This is a genomic window from Hymenobacter ruber (genome assembly GCF_054783255.1).
Window position 1 is genome coordinate 934,697 of the sequence record NZ_BAAGQX010000002.1, and the last position, 18,289, is coordinate 952,985.

Consider the following 18,289-nt stretch of genomic DNA (forward strand, 5'->3'; position numbering starts at 1 on the left):
AAGTTACGCGCTTTTTTAGCAGTTGTAACGGCTCAAACTAACGTGATTGGTGCATCATGCCAAAGGACTTAGACTTGCTTGTTTAAGAGCCTACTTTCCTGCTTATTAGCCGCAAAGGTGCGTGGCACAGCCTACCCCACGGCCATCTTCCCCGCCTCGTGCCATAGGAACCCCGGCAACGGCGTCGCCAGCTCCCAGGTAATGGCCATGGGCCGGTTCCCCTTGTGTCTCACGTACCGCACGGGCCCCAGGAACACATACGGCATGGTTAAGCCCGCGGCATCCTGATTCTGCTCGCGCACAAACAACAGCAAATGCTTCCCTTGCGCCTGGTGCTTGATATAGCTGATGCCCTTCGGCGTGTCCTCGGCCGTGCTATTCTGCGACTCCCAATGAAACAGCGTGTCGCTGATGGCGTAGTCGTGGTAAAGCGTGGTGGGCGAGTAGTTGCGGCTGGACTTTTCAAGCGTAACAAACAGCAGTTCCGTTTTTAAGGCAGGTATGACATACACCCCCGCCTGCATGGGTGGGTTTCGCTCAAATGTCCAGGCACCAAAAGCACACAGGATTTCGTCGCGACTATAGCGGCTATGCAACTGCAGCGCGCACGGGTAAGGCAACGCCACCGCCATAGGTGGAATGCTGATTTGCGCTTCGCAAACGTCCACCACTTCCAACACTTCCGCCGTGAGAGTGGGCATAGCCCGCAGCGTGGCTAGGCTATCCAGCAACGAATCCAGTTCCAGCTTGGGCCCCGGCTTCTGGTACAGCAGGTAATGCAGCATCAGCCCCATTTCCGGGCCCAGCGGCAGCTTCAGCAGTTGTGGCAATGCTTCCGTCGCCTCAAACACCCGCCGCACAAAGGCCAGAAAAGCGGGCCCATTGGCTTGCGCCAACCGCCAGACACTGCCCACCAGCTGCTTTTCCGTGGCCGCCAACTCTGACGGAGCCAGCACCCCCGCCCGGACCTTAAGCGCCGTCCAACCCCGGTCGCCGCGCGTACGGTAAATGTCCACCAGCGCAAAATGCGTGTGCGCCAAAAAGGTGGCCAGCGTGAGCGGCAGCGCGCTTTCTAAGGAGAAGCCGCGTATCCGCCGCTCCAGCACCCGCACGTTCTCACCGGTGGCCGCCCGGATGTTGTCGAGAATAAACCGCATGGCTTCGCGCTCCATCTGGATGCTGCACCCCACCGGCAACCGCGGAAAGCCGGCCTCCGCTTCGCTCAGCACCGAACCACCGGTGCGCCCGAGCAGTGCCCGGAATTTCTGCTCGTAGCTGTACTCCTGCCGGGCCTGCCCCACAAAGTCCAGCACCGTGAGGCACTCCTTGCTCTCATGCAGGCGCAGCCCCCGGCCCAACTGCTGCAGGAACACCGTCAGGCTTTCCGTGGGCCGCAAAAACAACAGCGTATCCACTTCGGGAATATCCACACCCTCGTTGAAAATATCCACCACGAACAGGTAGTTCAGCTCCCCGCGCCGCAGCTGCGCGACCGCCGCCCGGCGCTGCTCCGCCGTGGTATCGCCGCTGGCCAGGTAGCTGGCATTCAAGCCCGCCGCCTGGAACTTGGCCGCCATTAGCCGCGCATGCTCCCGCGTGGCACAGAAGCCCAGGGCCCGCGCTTGGTGGGGCGCCAGCAAATAGCGTTGCAGGGCGCCCACAATGGCACTCACCCGCACATCGTTGCCGGTGTACACGTTGGTCAGGTCTTCGGCGGCGTAGCGCCCGTTGGTCCACCGCACGTTGCGGTAATCTACCGGGTCAGTGATGCAGAAATACTGAAATGGCACCAACAGCCCCCGCGCAATGGCTTCCGGCAACCGGATTTCCGCCGCAATGGTGTTATCGAAGTCCGGCAGGATGCTCTCCCCGTCGGCCCGCTCAGGAGTCGCCGTCAGCCCCAGCAGAATGGTGGGCTGAAACCACGCCAGGATGGGCCGGTAAGAAGCCGCCGCCAAGTGGTGCACCTCGTCAATCACCAGGTACTGATAATAGTCCCGCGGAATAGTTTGCTGAAAGAAATCCAGCCGCGACGCGAAGGTCTGCACCGACACAAACAGGTGTTCAAACTGAATGGGCTGCTCCGTTCCCACCCACAATTCTCCAAAGTTGGCCTCCCCCAGAATGTGCCGAAACGTGGCGCGGGCCTGCCGCAGAATCTCCTCCCGGTGCGCCACAAACAGCAGCCGCGGCAGCGTGGTAAACTGCTTGACAAAGCGGGCGTAGTCAAACGCCGACACCACCGTTTTCCCCGTGCCCGTTGCCGCCACCACCAGATTGCGGAAGTGCCCTCGCAGGCTCCTTTCCACCGCAAGGCGGTCCAGAATTTCTTGTTGGTAGGGAAACGGCCGGATGCGGAAGTTGGGCAATGAATCGGGCTCCGCCGCACCGCTATTCTCCTGGCGCAGGGCCCGGGCCAGCTTCAGCCGCTGCTCGGGCGAGCTGCTATAGGCCTCGAATTCCGGCGAGTTCCAGTAGGTCTCAAACGTGCCCCGGAACTTGTTCAATATCGCCGCGTTGTCCTGCGCCGTCACTTTCACGTTCCACTCCAGCCCGCTGGTTAGCGCCGAGCGGCTCATGTTGCTCGACCCAATGTAGGCCGTATCAAACCCCGAGTTGCGGCTGAACAGGTAGGCTTTGGCGTGCAGCCGCTCGTGCGCCGTGTTATAGCTGATGCGCAACTCGGCCCCCGGCAGCGCGGCCAGCGCATCCACCGCCTTCTGGTCGGTGGCGCCCATGTAGGTGGTCGTGAGCAGCCGCAGCGGCTTGCCTTGCTCGGCAAACGCCTGGAGCGCGGGCAGCAACAGCCGCAGCCCGCTCCATTTCACGAAGCTCACGATGAAGTCGATGCGGTCAGCCGTCGCAATTTCCTTTTTCAACTCGGCTTCCAACGACAGCTCCGAATTGCCCCCGCTGAACAGGTCGCTCTGCGAAAACCGCAGCGCCGGCTCTACCCCATCCAAGTGCTTGCCCAAATCGTGCTGCGCGGCCAGCGGCAGTTGCAGCCGCGGCAGCACCGCCCGCAGCAACTGCCCTTCCGGGGCTAGGTGGCTACCCGCCGCCAACACATCCGACTTCTCCTGCAGATAGGCGATTATGCCATTGGCCAGCATCAACTGCTCACCCACCTCTTCATTCTTGGCCAGTTGCCCAAGCACGCTGCCCAGCAGCTGCGTCAGGTGCCGCGTGATGAACACCGCGGCGTCGTCCGCCCCCAGCCTCTTTTCCGCAATAGCGTAAACCGCCGTTTCTAAAGTAGCAAGCTGGCCCCGCAGCTGTTGCGTGACGAGGGTTTCGTAGTGGCCAGTTTCCAATAGGTAGATTGTTTAGGCGTTTGAACACGCAAAGTCGCACCCGCCGCGCAAGGAAGTGCTGATTTTGTCGCTGACTTCAAAACTACTAGCACAAGTCCCCTCCACCGCCCTGGCAGCCAACCCAATTATTGCGACAGTGTCGCAAGAATCTCCGCACAGCTATGGCCAGGCTCCGCCAAAGGTTCTCCAGATACTGTCTATAGAATCAGTATTCCATTCTTCTCTCGCTCCTGTCAATGCAAAAGGCCGGCCCCTAACGAGTAGGAGCCGGCCTTACCGGTTATTGATGGGCAGTTGCTAACCCAAGGATTCCGATGCCTGCGTATCCGGCGCCGTATCCTTTTCCGGGGCCGCAGCCTTAGCGGCCTGCGCCGGCGGGGTAATTGGCGTACCCGCCACCAGCTCTCCAAACAGCGGATTAGCCGGCAGCGGCTGCCCGCCATTGCCGTCCGGCACCTGGTTGAACAACACGGCTTCCTCACCGGGCGCGCTCTGCGCCAGGTGGTCCACCAGCACTTCCTGCCCGCTGTTGGCGTGCAGCGCCTGCGTGAGCAGCGTGTAGGTGCTCACGTCCACGTTATAGAGTTGGTTGAGCTCGTTCATCTGCGTAGCCGCGTCCTCAGCCGCGCCAATGGCATCAGCCAGCAGCTGAGTGTAACGCCGAGCCTTGCGGTCGGCTTTAGCCCGTAGGCTGATGGCACGCTTCATGCGCCGCTTGAATTGGGTTTGATAGGCAGTAAGTGCCATAATGAGTAAAATGGAAGGGTTGAAAAAAGAACGGCCAGCCGTTAATGGCCGGCCGCTCGGTACCAGGGTGCCCCAGCGTTAGGCCACGTACTCAATCGCCAGCGGGTTGGTGCTGTTGTTATTGAGGGCGTAGAACTTGCCGTTAATCTGCTGGTAGAAGTTGATGCCCACCACGCCCACGACCAGGTTAGCCGCCGCCGGAGCAGCCGGAAAGCTGGCCACTACCGACTGGTTGGCTAAGGCCGCGCTGTTGATGGGCAGGATGCCCAGCGGAGCCGCCACCACGCCGTTAGTGTAGGTTAGCGTCTCCATATCCAAGTCCGAAGCAGCAAACACCACCTCGAAGTGCGTAGCGCCCTGCGGAGCGGCAATATCCGAAGCCGGATTCAGCGCCGGAATACTCATGGTTACATCAGCACCCGCGCCCGTCACCTCGTAAGGGAAGTACATAGTCTGGCCGATGCCGGCCCCCGCGTTGAAGTTGAAGCCGAGCAGCGGAGCCGAGTTGCCCGCATCGAACACGCGCTGGCCCCGGTCATTCGTATCATCGAGCCCGATGACTTCGCGCATCACTTTCGTGAGACGGGCCGCCAGCTGACTGTCGCTGGCCGAAGCAATAGCCACGCGCAGCGAGTCGCGGAGCAGTTTGCTGTACTTGGCGGCCAGGCCAAATTCGGCCGCGTTTTCGCGGGTACGCGCCCGGCTCGGGGCGTTGGCGAAGGCCGCCTTATCGCCTTGCGGCTTTTGGGAAATGTTCCCGTTTTTGCTGAACACCAAGCCACCTACGGTGCCCTGGATGCCAATAATGCCCGTTTGACGTGCCATAGTGGTAAGCTGTTAAAAGTTGGAAAAGTCGTTGAAAATGGCTGCTTGCACTCTGCGACCTTGCTACCAGGTGCAGCCCACCCCGTAACGCCGCTTGTTTTTGTAGTTGAATTGTCGCCACTGGCGCGGCGTGAGCACTCCGGCGGCTCCGCACTTCCATAGCCCCAGCCGGGCCGCTACAGCCGCTGTTTGCTGCACGCTACGGCCTGCTACCCGATGCTTCGGGTCCCAGGCCCACGCCCAGCCGCGCACGACCAGCAAAGAATCAAGCGCCAGGGCTGAGCCGCCGGCTACGGGCAGTCGCACCGAGGCCAGCGTCCGCCCGTACAGGTCCGCGCCCTGCCGCGTCAATAGCACCAGTTGCTTAGGGCCCAGCAGCCGCGCTACTGAGTCGGCCGCCTGGTGCCCAAATGGTTGGTCCTGCTCCGGGGCGTCCACACCCAGCAGCCGCACCCGGTAAATGGTGCTGCTAGCCAGCACGTCGTAGGTGTCGCCATCGACCACCCGCACCACCCGACTCACTTCCTCTTTCGGCGCTGCGCTTGCGCGGCGGCCCAAAGCCAAGCTTTCAACAGCCGCTTCACCCAAGCCGAAACCAGCCGCAACCGTTAGCAACCACCCACTGAAAAACAGCGCTTTATCTTTCATAGCACGAACCTACAGCCGGCTTTTAGCCGTTGTATATTCGTCTGTCCAAGTAGTCCCAATTCGCCCCCACATGCCCCAGGTTTGCCTCTATCCCAAAGACGTTGCCCAACTCACTGGCACCGGCTACGACGCCGGCAAGCGCCTATTACAGCGTATCCGCACTCAGCTGCGCAAGCCCACCCGCGCCTACGTCTCTGTCGCCGAATTTTGCCAGTACACCAGCCTCCCCGAGGCCGAAGTAACCGCCGCCCTCAACCGGAGCTGAAGGCAGGACGGAGGCAGTCTGCAGGCACTTCGCACCCACCGCTAGCGTATTGCGCCGCGACTACTTGAAAGGTCACTTGCAAGGTTTCAGGTAGTCTTTCAGGTAAGGTTTCAGGCAGTTCATAAACAAGCCTACTTGTAAATGGCGTTTACAAGTAGGCTTACAAGTAACAACTACCGCACTGGCACCCCATCGTACCACTCGCCCAATATCTTCTGCCACGCCTCCAGCACAGCCGGAGCCAGCAGCCGGGCCTTGTCCTTGGCATACCGGTCCGTTACGTCCTCATCGGCGTGCCCCAGCACCATCTTGGCGAGGGCCTTATTTCCGCCGCTGACTTGTTTGAGCAACGTGCCGGCCGTGTGCCGCGCCGTGTGAGTGCCGATGACCTGATGAATCGGCCGCCAGTTGTGCACCACCTTGCCACCCGTAATCAGCCGGTCGTCCCATTCCCGCGTCAGCCCGGCCTGCTTTGCAATTTCCTTAATCAAGTCCCCGCGCTGCTGCCAGGTGCGAGCCGGAAAATGCCAGTTCCAGTGCTCGCCAATCTTCACGGCGATAGGTGGCAGCGGCACCGCTGCGTCATTCCCCGTCTTGCCCTGCGCGTGCAATAGCGCTGGTACGTTCGTGCCATCTCCCAACGTCAGCATGATTCGCTCGCGCTTGTCGAACTTCTCCAGGTCTTCATACCGCCGCCCGCTGAACATCTGAAACAGCCACCGGTCCCGCTCCTCGGCCAGCGCCTCCGAAGTCGGCCGCCAGCTGATGAGCCGGCGAACCTCTTCCATCTCCAAATCCAACTGCGGTGCATTCTTGGCCGAGTATTGCAGCCAGGCCATGTCAGCTTTCAGGTTCAGTTGCTCCAGGCATTTGCGGATGCCGGCAAAATGTATCTTGATAGTAGCATCAGACTTCTGCAGGTCCAGCAGGTGCTGCTGGTATTCTTTGGCTACTTTCTGCGTCACCTGCTCCGGCCGTAGCTCAGGCCGCCATACTTCCATCATCGTGGCCAGTTGGTCATACTTGCGCAACGAATCCTTGGCTAGGTTACGGTTTTCCGCTTTCCATTCCTCCAGCACTTGTCGGAAGGTGCGAGTCACTCCCATTTTTACCGGAGCAGGCGCAGCCACTGACCGGACTTCGGCCGGCAGCAATTCAGCGAACATGGCCGCCTTGCTCACCTTCTCAAACGGCGCTGCATCCCAGAGACGGTTAAAAGTATCTACTACCTGCTTGACCATCTTGGATAGCCGAGAGTTGATGTTGTAGTGGAAATCTGGATGAGTAGGTACTGTGCCTTCCTCTTTCGCCGTCAGCTTGCGCCCGCTCATCACGGTTTGGGATTCGCTATGCCACAGTAGCTCTATCTCACCATCCCTGCCTTCCCGCTGAGGAAGGATGATTTCGCCCGTATCTACCTGTAATTCTTCTCCATGCCACCGCGCCGTGAGGCGCACGGGGCAAAAGCCGCTTTGGTTGGTGGATGCTAGCCGCGGGTACAGCCGCACGCTGATTTTCCTTTTGTAGGGGGTAGGGCGAAGCATGATTCTCGGTTATGTCCCGGTTTTGTTCCCGGTTCCTGTCCCGGTTTACATTCAAAAATAACCGAACATGACCGAACTTCCAAGCCGCCGCTTTCCTCAAAAACGCCTTAACTGCCTCAAAATGGCATAAACGCAAAAACACCCGCCGGTTATCGGCGGGTGTTTTCTGTCGTAGCGCTCCCTCCTGGGCTCGAACCAGGGACCCTCTGATTAACAGTCAGATGCTCTAACCGGCTGAGCTAAGGAAGCTTTTTTCTAGTCCGAAACCCGGTTGTTGTTGTTTCGGAGTGCAAATCTACAACGGGCTTTTGAAGATACACAAGCCTCAATCCGTTTTTTTTCAAAAAAATCTGCGGCAACTCAGTTCGTAATGTTGAGAATATTGCCTTGCAGGCTGGTACTGTACTGTTTAAGCGGCCGGGGCGTCGGCCCACCGGTTATTTGGCCCTGTAAATCAAATTGAGAATTGCAGCACGAATCGCGCATAAAGAGCCGCGACTTGTCCAGGCTGACGGTGGCGCAGGCGTCGTACGGACGGTAAGGACAGTTGCGCTCGAATGCCAGATAGGTGCTGGCGTTTTGGCGAACCACAATTACGCCCTTCACCCCACCGGTACCAGCCGGGCCTTTCACGGGCAGCGTCACGGCCCCATTATTGGCGCGCAGGTTCACGTATTCCTGGTTGGTGAGTACCAGGCTTAGGTTCACCGGCGCGTAGGGAATGAGGGGCTGGTCGTCGTTTTTGGCGCCGCACGCCGTCACGCCCAGCAGCAAGCATAAAGTCGGGAAGAGCGGGAGGCGCTGCATAAAAGAGTTATAACGAAGCATGGCTTACTAAGCGCTTGCGGGGCAGCAAAATTCCCGGCCCACTCGCTCGTCACCAACGCTGACCGGCCGTGCTTATTTCTTAAACAGCGAATTGACGAACGTGTGGCGGTCAAACAACTGCAAGTCGGTCATCTTCTCCCCCACCCCAATGTAGCGCACCGGGATGCTGAACTGGTCCGAAATGCCAATCACCACGCCGCCGCGGGCCGTGCCGTCGAGCTTGGTAATGGCCAGGGCCGTGACTTCGGTGGCTTTGGTGAACTCCTTGGCTTGCAGGAAGGCATTCTGTCCGGTGCTGCCATCGAGCACCAGCAGTACCTCGTGTGGGGCGTCAGGAATCATCTTCTGCATCACGCGCTTTATTTTGCTCAGCTCGTTCATCAGGTTCACCTTATTGTGCAGGCGGCCGGCGGTGTCGATGATGATGACATCGGCGCCCATTTCCACGCCGGTTTTTACAGCATCAAAGGCCACGGAGGCGGGGTCGGTGTTCATGCCGTGGCTCACCACGGGCACGCCCACGCGCTGCCCCCAGATGATAAGCTGGTCGACGGCGGCGGCGCGGAAGGTATCGGCTGCACCCAGCACCACCTTTTTGCCCGCGGAGTGGAAGCGGTGGGCCAGCTTGCCGATGGTTGTGGTTTTGCCCACGCCGTTTACGCCCACTACCATGATGACGAAGGGCTGACCGGTGCTACCTGCGCGGTCCAGCACGGCCATGGAGCCGGACTTATTGTCCTCGAGCAGGCCGGCGATTTCTTCTCGCAGGATGCGGTCGAGCTCGCCGGTGCTCACGTACTTGTCGCGGGCCACGCGGGCCTCGATGCGGTCAATAACCTTCACCGTGGTTTCAATGCCCACATCGGCGTGCACCAGCAGCGTTTCCAAGTCGTCGAGCACGGACTCGTCCACGGTGCTTTTGCCCACCACGGCCTTGCTCAACTGCTCAAAGAAGTTGGTTTTGGTCTTTTCCAAGCCGGCATCAAGCGAGGCTTGCTGGGCAGGAGTTTCCTTGTCCTTTTTAAAAAAATCGAAGAGGCCCATAGGGAGGGGAGATATTGGAGCGGGGTGATACCCCTACACGCAAAAAGTCCCACGAAGGTGGGACTTTTTAAACTTTTACAAAGCCGAACCCGGCCAGCAACTATTTGTTGCCGGTAGCCAGGTAATCCTGCACTTTGTCGAGCAATACCATTTCCTCACGGAAAGTGTAAGCACCGGTTTTCTCCGATTTCACGGCACGAATCACCTTAGCCCAGTTCTTGGCGTTTTCGGTGGTTTTCAGCGTAGCAACTACTTTCTTAGCCATTGTTCAGGTTATTTAATTTCCTTGTGAACGGTCATTTTCTTGAGGATGGGGTTGAATTTCTTCAACTCGATGCGCTCAGGGGTGTTTTTGCGGTTCTTGGTGGTGATGTAGCGCGAGGTGCCCGGCATCCCCGAGGTTTTATGCTCGGTGCATTCCATGATAACCTGCACCCGGTTTCCTTTCTTGGCCATCTCGACGGGGGTGTGTGTTTTAAAATTTAGGACTGCAAAGGTACGGGGAATTTTGGAAAATGCAAAGTACCTGTCGCATAAACGAATGGAGCATAATTGCTAGCTCATGCTCCTGGTCACTTCAATTCCGGCAACTTGAAGCCTTCCAGCGCGCTGGGTTCGGCCATCAGCTTCTCAATATCGGCCACCGTGCGCGGGGCTTCGGCCGAGAGATTCTCGTAGCCAGTGGCGGTAATGAGGGCGTCATCCTCGATGCGCACACCAATATTCCACCACTTAGGGTCGCAGGGCGAGCCGGCGGGGATATAGATGCCGGGCTCGACGGTGATGACGTTGCCGGGCATCAGCGGGCCGTAGCTGCCACTGTCGTGCACGTCGAGGCCGAGGTAGTGGCTGGCGCCGTGGGGGTAGTATCTGCGGAATTCCTCCTTCTTTTTGATGATGCCGAGCCTGACGAGGCCCGCAGCTACTACCTCCTGAGTGGCCTTGTTGGGGGCATCGAAATTGGCACCCGGGCGGCAGGCGGCGAAGCCGGCTTCCTGGGCGGCCAGCACCAGCTCGTAAATCTGGCGCTGGGCGGGGCTGAAGGTGCCGGAGGGCGGCGCGGTGCGCGTGACGTCGGCGGAGTAGCCGTGGTATTCGGCCCCGCAGTCCATGAGCACGAGGTCGTTGTCGAGGCGCTGGCGGTCGTTGGTTTCGTAGTGGAGGATGCAGCCGTTGGCCCCGCCACCCACAATGCTGGGGTAACCCTGGAATTCGGCGCCGTAGCGGCGGTACACGTACTCGTGCAGGCCCTGCACTTCCATTTCGCCCATGTCGGGGCGTAGCAGCTTCATTACTTCGCGCTGGCCTTGGGCGCTGATGCGAATGGCGCGGCGCAGCAAAGCCAGTTCCTCAGGGGTTTTGATGGCGCGCAGGTCGCCGAGCTTCTCGCCCAGCGTGGCATCATCGAGGCGGCCGGGTGGGTGCGCTTCGATGGCAGCTTTGCGGGCGGCATCGGTGGTGGCAGCCAGGAAATCTTTTAGCAGAGGCGAGGTTGCCAGGGCCGGGTTCTTCTTCACGGCTTCGCCGAGGTAGCTGGCGGCTTCTTTGCCATTGCGCAGCCCGTAGCGACGGGTCAGGTTTTCGGCGTCTGAAACCGTGGGATTGTAATTGTTGACCAGGCCGGCCTGCTGGCGAAAAGTGTTAACCAGGCTGAAAAGGTCGGCGGGATTTTCGGCATCGTCGCGGGCATCGGTGGGCAGGCCATTGAACAGCACCTTATCGAAATCATTCCACTTAATACCAGCGGCCTCGAAATCTTTGTTGTCAGCCGCAAACTGAAGCAAGAGCTGGTTCTTGGTGCCCATCGCGCCCAAGCGGCGGCCGGTCCAGGATTCGCGGCGCGGGTCGCGGGGCTGCGTGAAGATGGCCTCGGTCACGCCAGGCTGGCCGCCTACGGTGCGCGGCTCTTTGAAGAGCAGCAGCACGGCATCGGGCTCTTCGTAGCCGGTGAGATAGTGAAAATCGGGGGTTTGGTGGTAGATGTAGTCCACGTCGTTGGCCCGGTTGCGGACGGGCGCGGCGAAAAGTACGGCCACGCTGTTGGGCGGCATTTGGGCCCGCAGCAGCTCGCGCCGCTGCTTGTGGAAGGCGGGCGAGAGGAAATCGGTGGGCCGCGCCGGGGCGGGGTTGCTGTTCAGCGGCTCGGGGATAGAAACTGGGGCCTGAGCGGCAGCGGCGAAGCTTAGCAGCCCCAGCAAACCGGCAAAAATGACTGAAGATGCTTGGGGCCACGGCCAAGGCGACAGGAAGCGGGAGGATAACCGGAGCGACATAAGCAGCAGGATTTGGCGGGAACAATCAGACTACCAGACAAGGTAGCCGCCAACAGACAAAGCCAGCGCCGATACGGTTGCCTGGAAAGACAACCGTATCGGCGCTGGCTTTGAAAATTTGAAGCGAAGAGCCGACTTTTTCAGCCAACGTTTCGCCGCAACATCACTTTAATCTAGTAAACGATGAAGCCCTGCTCCTTGGCCTTCTTCAGGACCGACATGATGCCGTTCTTGTTGATGGTGCGGATGGTGGACGTAGCAACTTTCAGGGTCACCCAAGCATCCTGCTCGGGGATGTAGAAGCGCTTTTTCTGCAGGTTCGGGTAGAACTTGCGCTTAGTCTTGTTGTTAGCGTGCGAAACGTTGTTACCAACGCGGGTACGCTTGCCGGTCAAATCACAAACACGGGCCATGATATCGGAGGGTTAAATTATTTACAAAGCAGGGAAACGGGCCGCAAATATCGGCAAAAGTCTGGCATTCACCAAACACCCCGCCCTTATTTCCCGCCGGATGCGCCCTGAGCGCCTGGTTTGGGCCGAAATTTCCAGGGACAGTGGCGGCAGCCGCTCTGGCAGCAGCTGCCCCGGCGGCGGTGGTACTGCTCAGTGAAGACGAGGTAGCCTTCGGGCGTGTAATAAAAATCGCCGGGCTGGAGCGGCTGAGGAACGGGAGCGGGCATCGGTGAATCAAAGTTAGAGCCGGCGGCGTTCAATGGCTGGCGTGTTGTACCTTGTGCTACTGAAATTTGCTATTCATTCTATGAAAACGCCTACTGGTTTCACGTTATCGCTCTTGGTGGGGGCTACGGCGCTGTTTGCTTTGCCTACCGTTGCGCAGGCCCCCGTACCGGTGGTGCTGACGGCGGCCACGGCTCCGGCCGGGGTGCGCCCGGCCCTGGCCCGCGACGAAACCGCCCTGGCCGACCCGGTGCGCGAGGCGTTGCGCACGCTGCCCCAGGCCAAGAAAAAATTCCTGGCCGGCCTGCCCATCGGCGACCAGTTTTTGCTGTCGGTGCGGGTGATTGCCACGGATACCAGCTTCCGACAAGCCTCGGCGCGAGTGCTGGGCTGGCACGGCAACACGGTGCAGGCGCTGCTGCTGCCCGAAACCACCGCCGCATCGGCCACGCCGGCCGAGCCCACGCCGGTAACTTTCCCCGAAACTGCCGTGGTGGACTGGACGCTGCTGCGGGCCAGCGGCCGCGAAGAAGGCAACTACGTGGGCCGCTACACCGACACCGCGCACCAGGTAGAAGGCATGCGGCTGCGCTAAGGCCGCGCGGCGGGCGGGGCGAAAATCCGTAATTTCGGGCCTCACCAATTCCCACCCTTGCCATGTCCGCCACCGCTTCCCCCACCGCCACGTCCAGCCGCGCCGCCGAGCTCATGCAGCTCGAAGACCAGTACGGTGCCCACAACTACCACCCGCTGCCCGTAGTGCTAAGCCGGGGCGAAGGCCCGCTCCTGTGGGACGTGGACGGCAAACAATATTTCGATTTTCTTTCGGCTTATTCAGCTGTTAACCAAGGGCATTGCCACCCGCGGATTATCGGTGCACTCACGAAGCAGGCGCAGCAGCTCACGCTTACGTCGCGGGCATTTTTTAATGACCAGCTGGGCGCGGCCGAAAAGCAGCTGTGCGAGCTATTTGGCTACGACAAGGCGCTGCTGATGAACTCCGGGGCCGAGGCCGTGGAAACCGCCCTGAAGCTGGCCCGCAAGTGGGGCTACCAGGAGAAGGGCATCGCGCCCAATATGGCCCGCATCATCGTGGCCGAGCACAACTTTCACGGGCGCACCACGGGCATCATTTCCTTCAGCACCGATGGCGACAGCACGGGCGGTTTCGGGCCGTATATGCCGGGCTACCAAGTGGTGCCGTATGATGATTTGGCGGCGCTGGAAGAGGCGGTGAAAGAGCCGCACGTTTGCGCGTTTCTGGTGGAGCCCATTCAGGGCGAGGCGGGCGTAATGGTGCCTTCGGAAGGGTATTTGAAGCAGGCGGCGGCCATTTGCCAGGCGCACAACGTGCTGTTTATCGCCGATGAGATTCAGACCGGGCTGGGCCGCACGGGCCGCATGCTGGCCTGCGACTACGAGGGCGTCGACCCCGATATTCTCATTCTGGGCAAGGCCCTGAGCGGCGGGGTGATGCCGGTATCGGCGGTGCTGGCCAATGACATTATCATGCTCACGATTCAGCCCGGACAGCACGGCTCCACGTTTGGCGGCAACCCGCTGGCCTGCGCCGTGATGCGCGCCGCGCTGGACGTGCTGACCGAGGAAAAGCTGGCCGAAAAGGCGTTTGCGCTGGGCGAAATCTTCCGCGAGCGGATGCGCCAGGTGCAGGCCCAACGGCCGGAAACAGTGGACCTGGTGCGGGGAAAAGGCCTGCTGAATGCGGTGGTGATTATTCCTGCCGAGGACGGCCGCACCGCCTGGGACGTGTGCGTGACGCTGATGGAGCGCGGCGTGCTGGCCAAGCCCACGCACGGCGACATCATCCGTTTCGCCCCGCCGCTGGTGATTACGGAGGCGCAGTTGCACGCGGCTTGTGATGTGATTGAGGAGGTGATTCTGGCATTTTAAGCGCAATCTGTCATCCTGAGTGCAGCGAAGGACCTTATCACGCCCGAATAAGTCGTTTAATCGTGATAAGGTCCTTCGCTGCGCTCAGGATGACAAGCCTTTCCCTTGCCTCATGCCAACGGCCAACCTGTCCTATTGGGAGCATCAGTCCTTTTTCGGGCCGGCCGATGCAGCCATCATTGGCGCGGGGCTGGTGGGGCTCACCGCTGCTATTTACCTCAAGCAGCAGCGGCCCGACTGGCGCGTGGTGGTGCTGGAGCGCGGCCCGCTGCCCAGCGGCGCTTCGACCAAAAATGCCGGATTCGCGTGTTTTGGGTCTATTTCGGAGTTGGTTGAGCAGGAAAAGCGTGGCGACTTGCAGGCAGTGGTGGCCGCTCGCTGGGCCGGGCTGGCGCGGCTGCGTGAGCTGCTGGGCGATGCCGCGCTGAACTACCGGCCAGTGGGCGGCTACGAGCTTTTTCGTTACGAAGAAGCAGCGTTAGCGGCCGAGTGCCGGGACAAAATCGATTATTTCAACGCGCTGCTGGCCCCGGTGACTGGCCATGCCCGCACCTTCAGTGATGCCAGTGCAGAGGCCGGGCAATTCGGTTTTGGCGGCGTAGGTACGCTGCTCAAAAACGAGCACGAAGGCAGCCTCGATGCCGGCCGCATGATGCGCGCCCTGCTGGCCCGCGCCTGGGCTGCTGATGTGCCCGTGCTCACCGACTGTGCCGTGGAAAGCGTGGAAAGCAGCACCGCCGGCCACCACCTGCACCTGGCCAACGGCGCGACCGTGGCGGCCGGCCAGGTGCTGCTGGCCACCAATGCCTTCGCCACCGAGCTGCTGCCGGAACTGGCCGTGACGCCCGGCCGCGGCCAGGTGCTGGTGACCGAACCGCTGCCCGACGTGCAGCTGCCCGGCACGTTCCATTACGACCACGGCTACGCTTATTTCCGCCAGCTGGCCGACCACCGGGTATTGCTCGGCGGTGGGCGCAACCTTAATTTCGTGGCCGAAGAAACCACCGCCCCCGGCCTCACGCCCACCGTGCAGCACTACCTCGAAAACCTGCTGCACGAGGTGATTGTGCCCGGCCGGCGGCCCCGCATTGACTACCGCTGGAGCGGGGTGATGGGGTTTGGGCCGGCGCTGGCTCCCATTATTGATTGGGTGCGGCCAGGGGTGCTGGCCGCCGTGCGCTGCAACGGCATGGGCGTGGCCCTGGGCGCGGGCATCGGCTGGCAGGCGGCGCAAAAACTGGCCGCCGGGTAGCGGAAACCGGCCAATATTCGTACAGCCCTGCGCAGACCTTACTTCTGGCTTTCTTCTATGCTTTTTGCTACGCGCCCTCGCTTGTTTCACTCCCGTTTGCTGGCTTTGCTGGTCGTTGTTGGCGGTTTGGCCAGCGGCTGTCAGAGCAGCCGGCCCAGCTTCTCGTTTCAGCCGATGCCGGGGCGGGCGCGGGAGGTGAAAGCGGCTAACACACCGGCCGCGGCACAAGAGTCGGCGGCGGTATCAATGAATATGGCCTCTGCCAAACCAGTCGCTCAATCGGCGATTTCTTCACCTGTAACCCGGAAGCAGCGCCGCACGGTGCCACAGCCCGGGCCGGTAGTGGCATCAACTGAAAATATGTCTATTGCTCCCCTACCCATTATGCGCCCCGCTGCTATGCACCGTCGGCCGCTACTGGCCCGGCACCATGCTACGGCTGAGGTCGGCCTCGGCACCACGGTGCTGGGGGTGCTGGGGCTGGTGGTGCTGCCCATTGCCCTGCTGGGCCTGCTGCTGAGCGGCGGCGGGCTGGTGTGGGGGATTCTGGCGGGCGCGGCAGCGCTGGCGGTGCTGGTAGCATACATCGACCCGTTTGGGCAGCGGTAAGGTTTCGGGCCGAACTTTGCGGGCTCGTTTTGCTTTTTAAGCATCGTCTCTTTTCATCTTTACACGCCCAAGCTCATTGTTTGGGCCTATCAATAAATGCTTCCAACCCACCGCCCCCGCCGCAACCGCAAGTCCGCCGTCATTCGTGACATGGTACAGGAAACCCGCCTCACCGCCCACGATTTCATCTACCCCGTCTTCATCACCGAAGGCCAGAACCAGACCGAGGAAATCAAGTCGATGCCCGGCATTTTCCGTTTCACGGCCGACCGCGTGATTGACGAAATCGGGCAGTGCGTGGAGTTGGGCGTGAAAGCCTTCGCGCCCTTTCCCAACATCAACGAAGTGCTGAAGGACCCCATGGCCCGCGAAAGCACCAACCTCGACGGCCTCTACCTGAAAGCCGTGGCCGATATCAAGCGCCAGTTTCCGGAGGTCGTCATCATGACCGATGTGGCCATGGACCCCTACAGCTCCGACGGCCACGACGGCGTGGTGGACCCCGATTCGGGTGAAATCCTCAACGACCCCAGCCTCGAAGTGCTGGGCCAAATGGCGCTGGCCCAGGCCCGCGCCGGGGCCGACATCATCGGCCCTAGCGACATGATGGACGGCCGCGTGGCCTGGATTCGGCGGGTGCTGGACGAGAACGGTTTTTCGCACGTCAGCATCATGAGCTACACGGCCAAGTACGCGTCGGCCTTTTATGGCCCGTTCCGCGATGCGCTGTCGTCGGCTCCCAAGAAAGGCGACAAAAAAAGCTACCAGATGAACCCCGCCAACCGCCTCGAAGCCCTGCGCGAGCTGGCGCTGGACGAAGCCGAGGGCGCGGATATGGTGATGATAAAGCCCGCCCTGAGCTACCTCGACATCATTCGGGAAGTAAAAAACCACACCAACCTGCCCGTAACGGCCTACAACGTGAGCGGCGAGTACGCCATGATAAAGGCCGCCGCCCAAAACGGATGGGTTGATGGCGAGCGCACGATGATGGAGGTGCTCACCAGCATCAAGCGCGCCGGGGCCGATGCCATTCTGACCTACTTCGCTAAGGAAGCGGCCGCCGTGCTGCACCGGGGCTAATCAATTGATTTCAAACATGCTCACGACCCGCCGCGCTACCCTGGCCGATGTTCCTGCCATTCTGGATTTGGTGCGGCGCGTGGTGCCGCTGATGCAGGCCAGCGGCAATTTCCAATGGACTGATGACTACCCGAACGAGGCCGTGTTCACGGCGGACATCGCGCAAAACCACCTCTGGGTGGCCGAGTTGGATGGCGCGGTGGCCGGCGTGGCCGCCCTCACCCAGGACCAGGACGCTGAATACGCCCAGGCCGACTGGGACGTGACTGAGCCCGCCCTCGTCACGCACCGCCTGGCCGTGGACCCTGCCACCCAGGGCAAAGGCGTGGCGCTGGCCCTGATGGCCGAGGCCGAGCGACAGGCAGTGGCTCAGGGCTTGCAGGTGTTGCGCGTGGATACCAACTCCGAAAACGCGGCCACGCAGCGGCTGTTTCCGAAGCTGGGTTACCGGTATGCGGGCGAGATTACGCTGGCGTTTCGGCCGGGGCTGCGGTTCTTCTGCTACGAGAAGCGGCTGGGGTAATGGATTTATTCCGGCTCGGTTTGGTGCTCGGTTTGCTCGGGCTGGGCATGTTTTACAGCGTGCGCGCGGGCAAGCTGACCACGGCTGCCGCCGCAACCGGCGGGGCGCTGGGGCTGTTGATTTACCTGGGCAGTGGCTTTACGGGGCTGGCGCTGCTGGCCCTGTTTTTTGGGCTGGGCACGGCCGCCTCCAGCTGGCGCGTGGCCGATAAGCGCCGCCTGGGACTGGCCGAGGAGAATAAAGGCCGCCGCACCGCCGGCCAAGTGGTGGCCAATGCCGGCGTGGCCGGCCTGCTGGGCTTGCTCGCCTGGCAATACCCGACCGCTGCGCCGCTGGCCCAGCTCATGCTGGCCGGCAGCTTCGCTGCTGCCACGGCCGATACGCTGTCCTCAGAATTGGGCAACGTGTATGGCCGGCGCTACTACAACATCCTCACGCTACGACCCGATGCACGCGGCCTAAACGGCGTGGTGAGCCTGGAGGGCACGGCGCTGGGGCTGGCCGGCACGGCGGCGCTGGCAGTGGCTTACTGCTTGGGCTTTGGTTGGGGGGCGGCTTTGGGGTGGCTGCTGGTGGCAGGCACGGCCGGTAATTTGATGGACTCGGTGCTGGGCGCTACGCTGGAGCGGCGCGGTGTGCTGAGCAACAATGCGGTTAATTTTATCAACACCCTGACCGGCGCGCTGGTGGCGGGCGGGCTGGGGCATTGGCTGGGCTAATTCCGAGCGTTAGTAAGCTGTTTA

Annotated in this window: 20 protein-coding genes and 1 tRNA gene; 8 read left to right on the forward strand and 13 right to left on the reverse strand. The window is 61.0% G+C overall.

What is annotated here, in order from left to right:
- Positions 1-131: 131 nt before the first annotated feature.
- The 4 genes from ACYVM5_RS04685 to ACYVM5_RS04700 all read right to left on the reverse strand — a co-directional run bounded on the left by ACYVM5_RS04685 (position 132) and on the right by ACYVM5_RS04700 (position 5,534).
- Entirely contained in the window at positions 132-3,314 is a 3,183-nt protein-coding gene (locus ACYVM5_RS04685; protein ID WP_460616982.1) for a DUF3427 domain-containing protein, read from the reverse strand.
- Positions 3,315-3,611: 297 nt separating this feature from the next.
- Entirely contained in the window at positions 3,612-4,061 is a 450-nt protein-coding gene (locus tag ACYVM5_RS04690; RefSeq protein WP_460616983.1) for a hypothetical protein, read from the reverse strand.
- Between the two features lie 78 nt (positions 4,062-4,139).
- Positions 4,140-4,886 carry a hypothetical protein gene (locus tag ACYVM5_RS04695; RefSeq protein ID WP_460616984.1) on the reverse strand — a complete coding sequence of 249 codons (747 nt, stop codon included), beginning with the start codon at positions 4,884-4,886 and terminating at the stop codon, positions 4,140-4,142.
- A 63-nt stretch (positions 4,887-4,949) separates the two neighbouring features.
- Positions 4,950-5,534, reverse strand: a complete 585-nt coding sequence (locus ACYVM5_RS04700) for a thermonuclease family protein (RefSeq protein ID WP_460616985.1) — start codon at positions 5,532-5,534, stop codon at positions 4,950-4,952.
- Positions 5,535-5,604: 70 nt separating this feature from the next.
- Here ACYVM5_RS04700 and ACYVM5_RS04705 point away from each other — a divergent pair, with 70 nt between their 5' ends.
- A complete protein-coding gene (locus tag ACYVM5_RS04705) occupies positions 5,605-5,799 on the forward strand; it encodes a hypothetical protein (protein WP_460616986.1) in 195 nt (64 codons plus the stop codon).
- A 173-nt stretch (positions 5,800-5,972) separates the two neighbouring features.
- Here ACYVM5_RS04705 and ACYVM5_RS04710 read toward each other — a convergent pair whose 3' ends face one another.
- The 9 genes from ACYVM5_RS04710 to ACYVM5_RS04750 all read right to left on the reverse strand — a co-directional run bounded on the left by ACYVM5_RS04710 (position 5,973) and on the right by ACYVM5_RS04750 (position 12,170).
- Positions 5,973-7,343: a phage integrase SAM-like domain-containing protein gene (locus ACYVM5_RS04710; protein WP_460616987.1), complete on the reverse strand. Its 1,371-nt coding sequence runs from the start codon at positions 7,341-7,343 to the stop codon at positions 5,973-5,975.
- 175 nt (positions 7,344-7,518) lie between these two features.
- A tRNA-Asn gene (locus ACYVM5_RS04715) sits at positions 7,519-7,592 on the reverse strand.
- Positions 7,593-7,703: 111 nt separating this feature from the next.
- Positions 7,704-8,150 carry a hypothetical protein gene (locus tag ACYVM5_RS04720; RefSeq protein WP_460616988.1) on the reverse strand — a complete coding sequence of 149 codons (447 nt, stop codon included), beginning with the start codon at positions 8,148-8,150 and terminating at the stop codon, positions 7,704-7,706.
- 93 nt (positions 8,151-8,243) lie between these two features.
- Entirely contained in the window at positions 8,244-9,215 is a 972-nt protein-coding gene (gene ftsY, locus ACYVM5_RS04725) for a signal recognition particle-docking protein FtsY (RefSeq protein WP_198067374.1), read from the reverse strand.
- Positions 9,216-9,315: 100 nt separating this feature from the next.
- Positions 9,316-9,480, reverse strand: coding sequence for a DUF4295 domain-containing protein (locus ACYVM5_RS04730; protein ID WP_083320826.1), 165 nt, complete (start codon positions 9,478-9,480; stop codon positions 9,316-9,318).
- A gap of 8 nt (positions 9,481-9,488) precedes the next feature.
- Positions 9,489-9,671: a 50S ribosomal protein L33 gene (gene rpmG, locus ACYVM5_RS04735; RefSeq protein WP_035567317.1), complete on the reverse strand. Its 183-nt coding sequence runs from the start codon at positions 9,669-9,671 to the stop codon at positions 9,489-9,491.
- Positions 9,672-9,787: 116 nt separating this feature from the next.
- Positions 9,788-11,488, reverse strand: coding sequence for an aminopeptidase P N-terminal domain-containing protein (locus ACYVM5_RS04740; RefSeq protein WP_460616989.1), 1,701 nt, complete (start codon positions 11,486-11,488; stop codon positions 9,788-9,790).
- A gap of 173 nt (positions 11,489-11,661) precedes the next feature.
- The gene (gene rpmB, locus ACYVM5_RS04745) at positions 11,662-11,901 is read right to left on the reverse strand and encodes a 50S ribosomal protein L28 (protein WP_044003635.1); all 240 of its coding nucleotides are present in this window, start codon (positions 11,899-11,901) and stop codon (positions 11,662-11,664) included.
- 86 nt (positions 11,902-11,987) lie between these two features.
- A complete protein-coding gene (locus ACYVM5_RS04750) occupies positions 11,988-12,170 on the reverse strand; it encodes a DUF5522 domain-containing protein (RefSeq protein WP_460616990.1) in 183 nt (60 codons plus the stop codon).
- An 80-nt stretch (positions 12,171-12,250) separates the two neighbouring features.
- Between ACYVM5_RS04750 and ACYVM5_RS04755 the strand changes: the two genes are divergently transcribed.
- The 7 genes from ACYVM5_RS04755 (at position 12,251) to ACYVM5_RS04785 (ending at position 18,265) form a co-directional block, all read left to right on the forward strand.
- Entirely contained in the window at positions 12,251-12,763 is a 513-nt protein-coding gene (locus tag ACYVM5_RS04755) for a hypothetical protein (RefSeq protein ID WP_460616991.1), read from the forward strand.
- Between the two features lie 62 nt (positions 12,764-12,825).
- Positions 12,826-14,079: a PLP-dependent aminotransferase family protein gene (gene rocD, locus ACYVM5_RS04760; protein ID WP_460616992.1), complete on the forward strand. Its 1,254-nt coding sequence runs from the start codon at positions 12,826-12,828 to the stop codon at positions 14,077-14,079.
- A 112-nt stretch (positions 14,080-14,191) separates the two neighbouring features.
- Complete coding sequence (locus ACYVM5_RS04765) at positions 14,192-15,331, forward strand: NAD(P)/FAD-dependent oxidoreductase (RefSeq protein ID WP_460616993.1); 1,140 nt, start codon at positions 14,192-14,194, stop codon at positions 15,329-15,331.
- A gap of 384 nt (positions 15,332-15,715) precedes the next feature.
- Positions 15,716-15,940: a hypothetical protein gene (locus ACYVM5_RS04770; protein ID WP_460616994.1), complete on the forward strand. Its 225-nt coding sequence runs from the start codon at positions 15,716-15,718 to the stop codon at positions 15,938-15,940.
- A 96-nt stretch (positions 15,941-16,036) separates the two neighbouring features.
- A complete protein-coding gene (hemB, locus tag ACYVM5_RS04775) occupies positions 16,037-17,023 on the forward strand; it encodes a porphobilinogen synthase (RefSeq protein WP_460616995.1) in 987 nt (328 codons plus the stop codon).
- Between the two features lie 16 nt (positions 17,024-17,039).
- Positions 17,040-17,546 (forward strand): GNAT family N-acetyltransferase, encoded by a 507-nt coding sequence (locus ACYVM5_RS04780; RefSeq protein WP_460616996.1) that lies wholly within the window; start codon positions 17,040-17,042, stop codon positions 17,544-17,546.
- Between the two features lie 23 nt (positions 17,547-17,569).
- The gene (locus tag ACYVM5_RS04785) at positions 17,570-18,265 is read left to right on the forward strand and encodes a DUF92 domain-containing protein (protein WP_460616997.1); all 696 of its coding nucleotides are present in this window, start codon (positions 17,570-17,572) and stop codon (positions 18,263-18,265) included.
- The last annotated feature ends 24 nt before the right edge of the window (positions 18,266-18,289 follow it).

What these genes read in the sequence shown, in the direction of transcription:
- ACYVM5_RS04690 (WP_460616983.1), bottom strand. Translation starts at nt 4,061, where the DNA reads ATGGCACTTACTGCCTATCAAACCCAATTCAAGCGGCGCATGAAGCGT.
- ACYVM5_RS04695 (WP_460616984.1), bottom strand. Translation starts at nt 4,886, where the DNA reads ATGGCACGTCAAACGGGCATTATTGGCATCCAGGGCACCGTAGGTGGC.
- ACYVM5_RS04700 (WP_460616985.1), bottom strand. Translation starts at nt 5,534, where the DNA reads ATGAAAGATAAAGCGCTGTTTTTCAGTGGGTGGTTGCTAACGGTTGCG.
- ACYVM5_RS04705 (WP_460616986.1), top strand. Translation starts at nt 5,605, where the DNA reads ATGCCCCAGGTTTGCCTCTATCCCAAAGACGTTGCCCAACTCACTGGC.
- ACYVM5_RS04710 (WP_460616987.1), bottom strand. Translation starts at nt 7,343, where the DNA reads ATGCTTCGCCCTACCCCCTACAAAAGGAAAATCAGCGTGCGGCTGTAC.
- ACYVM5_RS04720 (WP_460616988.1), bottom strand. Translation starts at nt 8,150, where the DNA reads ATGCAGCGCCTCCCGCTCTTCCCGACTTTATGCTTGCTGCTGGGCGTG.
- ftsY (WP_198067374.1), bottom strand. Translation starts at nt 9,215, where the DNA reads ATGGGCCTCTTCGATTTTTTTAAAAAGGACAAGGAAACTCCTGCCCAG.
- ACYVM5_RS04730 (WP_083320826.1), bottom strand. Translation starts at nt 9,480, where the DNA reads ATGGCTAAGAAAGTAGTTGCTACGCTGAAAACCACCGAAAACGCCAAG.
- rpmG (WP_035567317.1), bottom strand. Translation starts at nt 9,671, where the DNA reads ATGGCCAAGAAAGGAAACCGGGTGCAGGTTATCATGGAATGCACCGAG.
- ACYVM5_RS04740 (WP_460616989.1), bottom strand. Translation starts at nt 11,488, where the DNA reads ATGTCGCTCCGGTTATCCTCCCGCTTCCTGTCGCCTTGGCCGTGGCCC.
- rpmB (WP_044003635.1), bottom strand. Translation starts at nt 11,901, where the DNA reads ATGGCCCGTGTTTGTGATTTGACCGGCAAGCGTACCCGCGTTGGTAAC.
- ACYVM5_RS04750 (WP_460616990.1), bottom strand. Translation starts at nt 12,170, where the DNA reads ATGCCCGCTCCCGTTCCTCAGCCGCTCCAGCCCGGCGATTTTTATTAC.
- ACYVM5_RS04755 (WP_460616991.1), top strand. Translation starts at nt 12,251, where the DNA reads ATGAAAACGCCTACTGGTTTCACGTTATCGCTCTTGGTGGGGGCTACG.
- rocD (WP_460616992.1), top strand. Translation starts at nt 12,826, where the DNA reads ATGTCCGCCACCGCTTCCCCCACCGCCACGTCCAGCCGCGCCGCCGAG.
- ACYVM5_RS04765 (WP_460616993.1), top strand. Translation starts at nt 14,192, where the DNA reads ATGCCAACGGCCAACCTGTCCTATTGGGAGCATCAGTCCTTTTTCGGG.
- ACYVM5_RS04770 (WP_460616994.1), top strand. Translation starts at nt 15,716, where the DNA reads ATGCGCCCCGCTGCTATGCACCGTCGGCCGCTACTGGCCCGGCACCAT.
- hemB (WP_460616995.1), top strand. Translation starts at nt 16,037, where the DNA reads ATGCTTCCAACCCACCGCCCCCGCCGCAACCGCAAGTCCGCCGTCATT.
- ACYVM5_RS04780 (WP_460616996.1), top strand. Translation starts at nt 17,040, where the DNA reads ATGCTCACGACCCGCCGCGCTACCCTGGCCGATGTTCCTGCCATTCTG.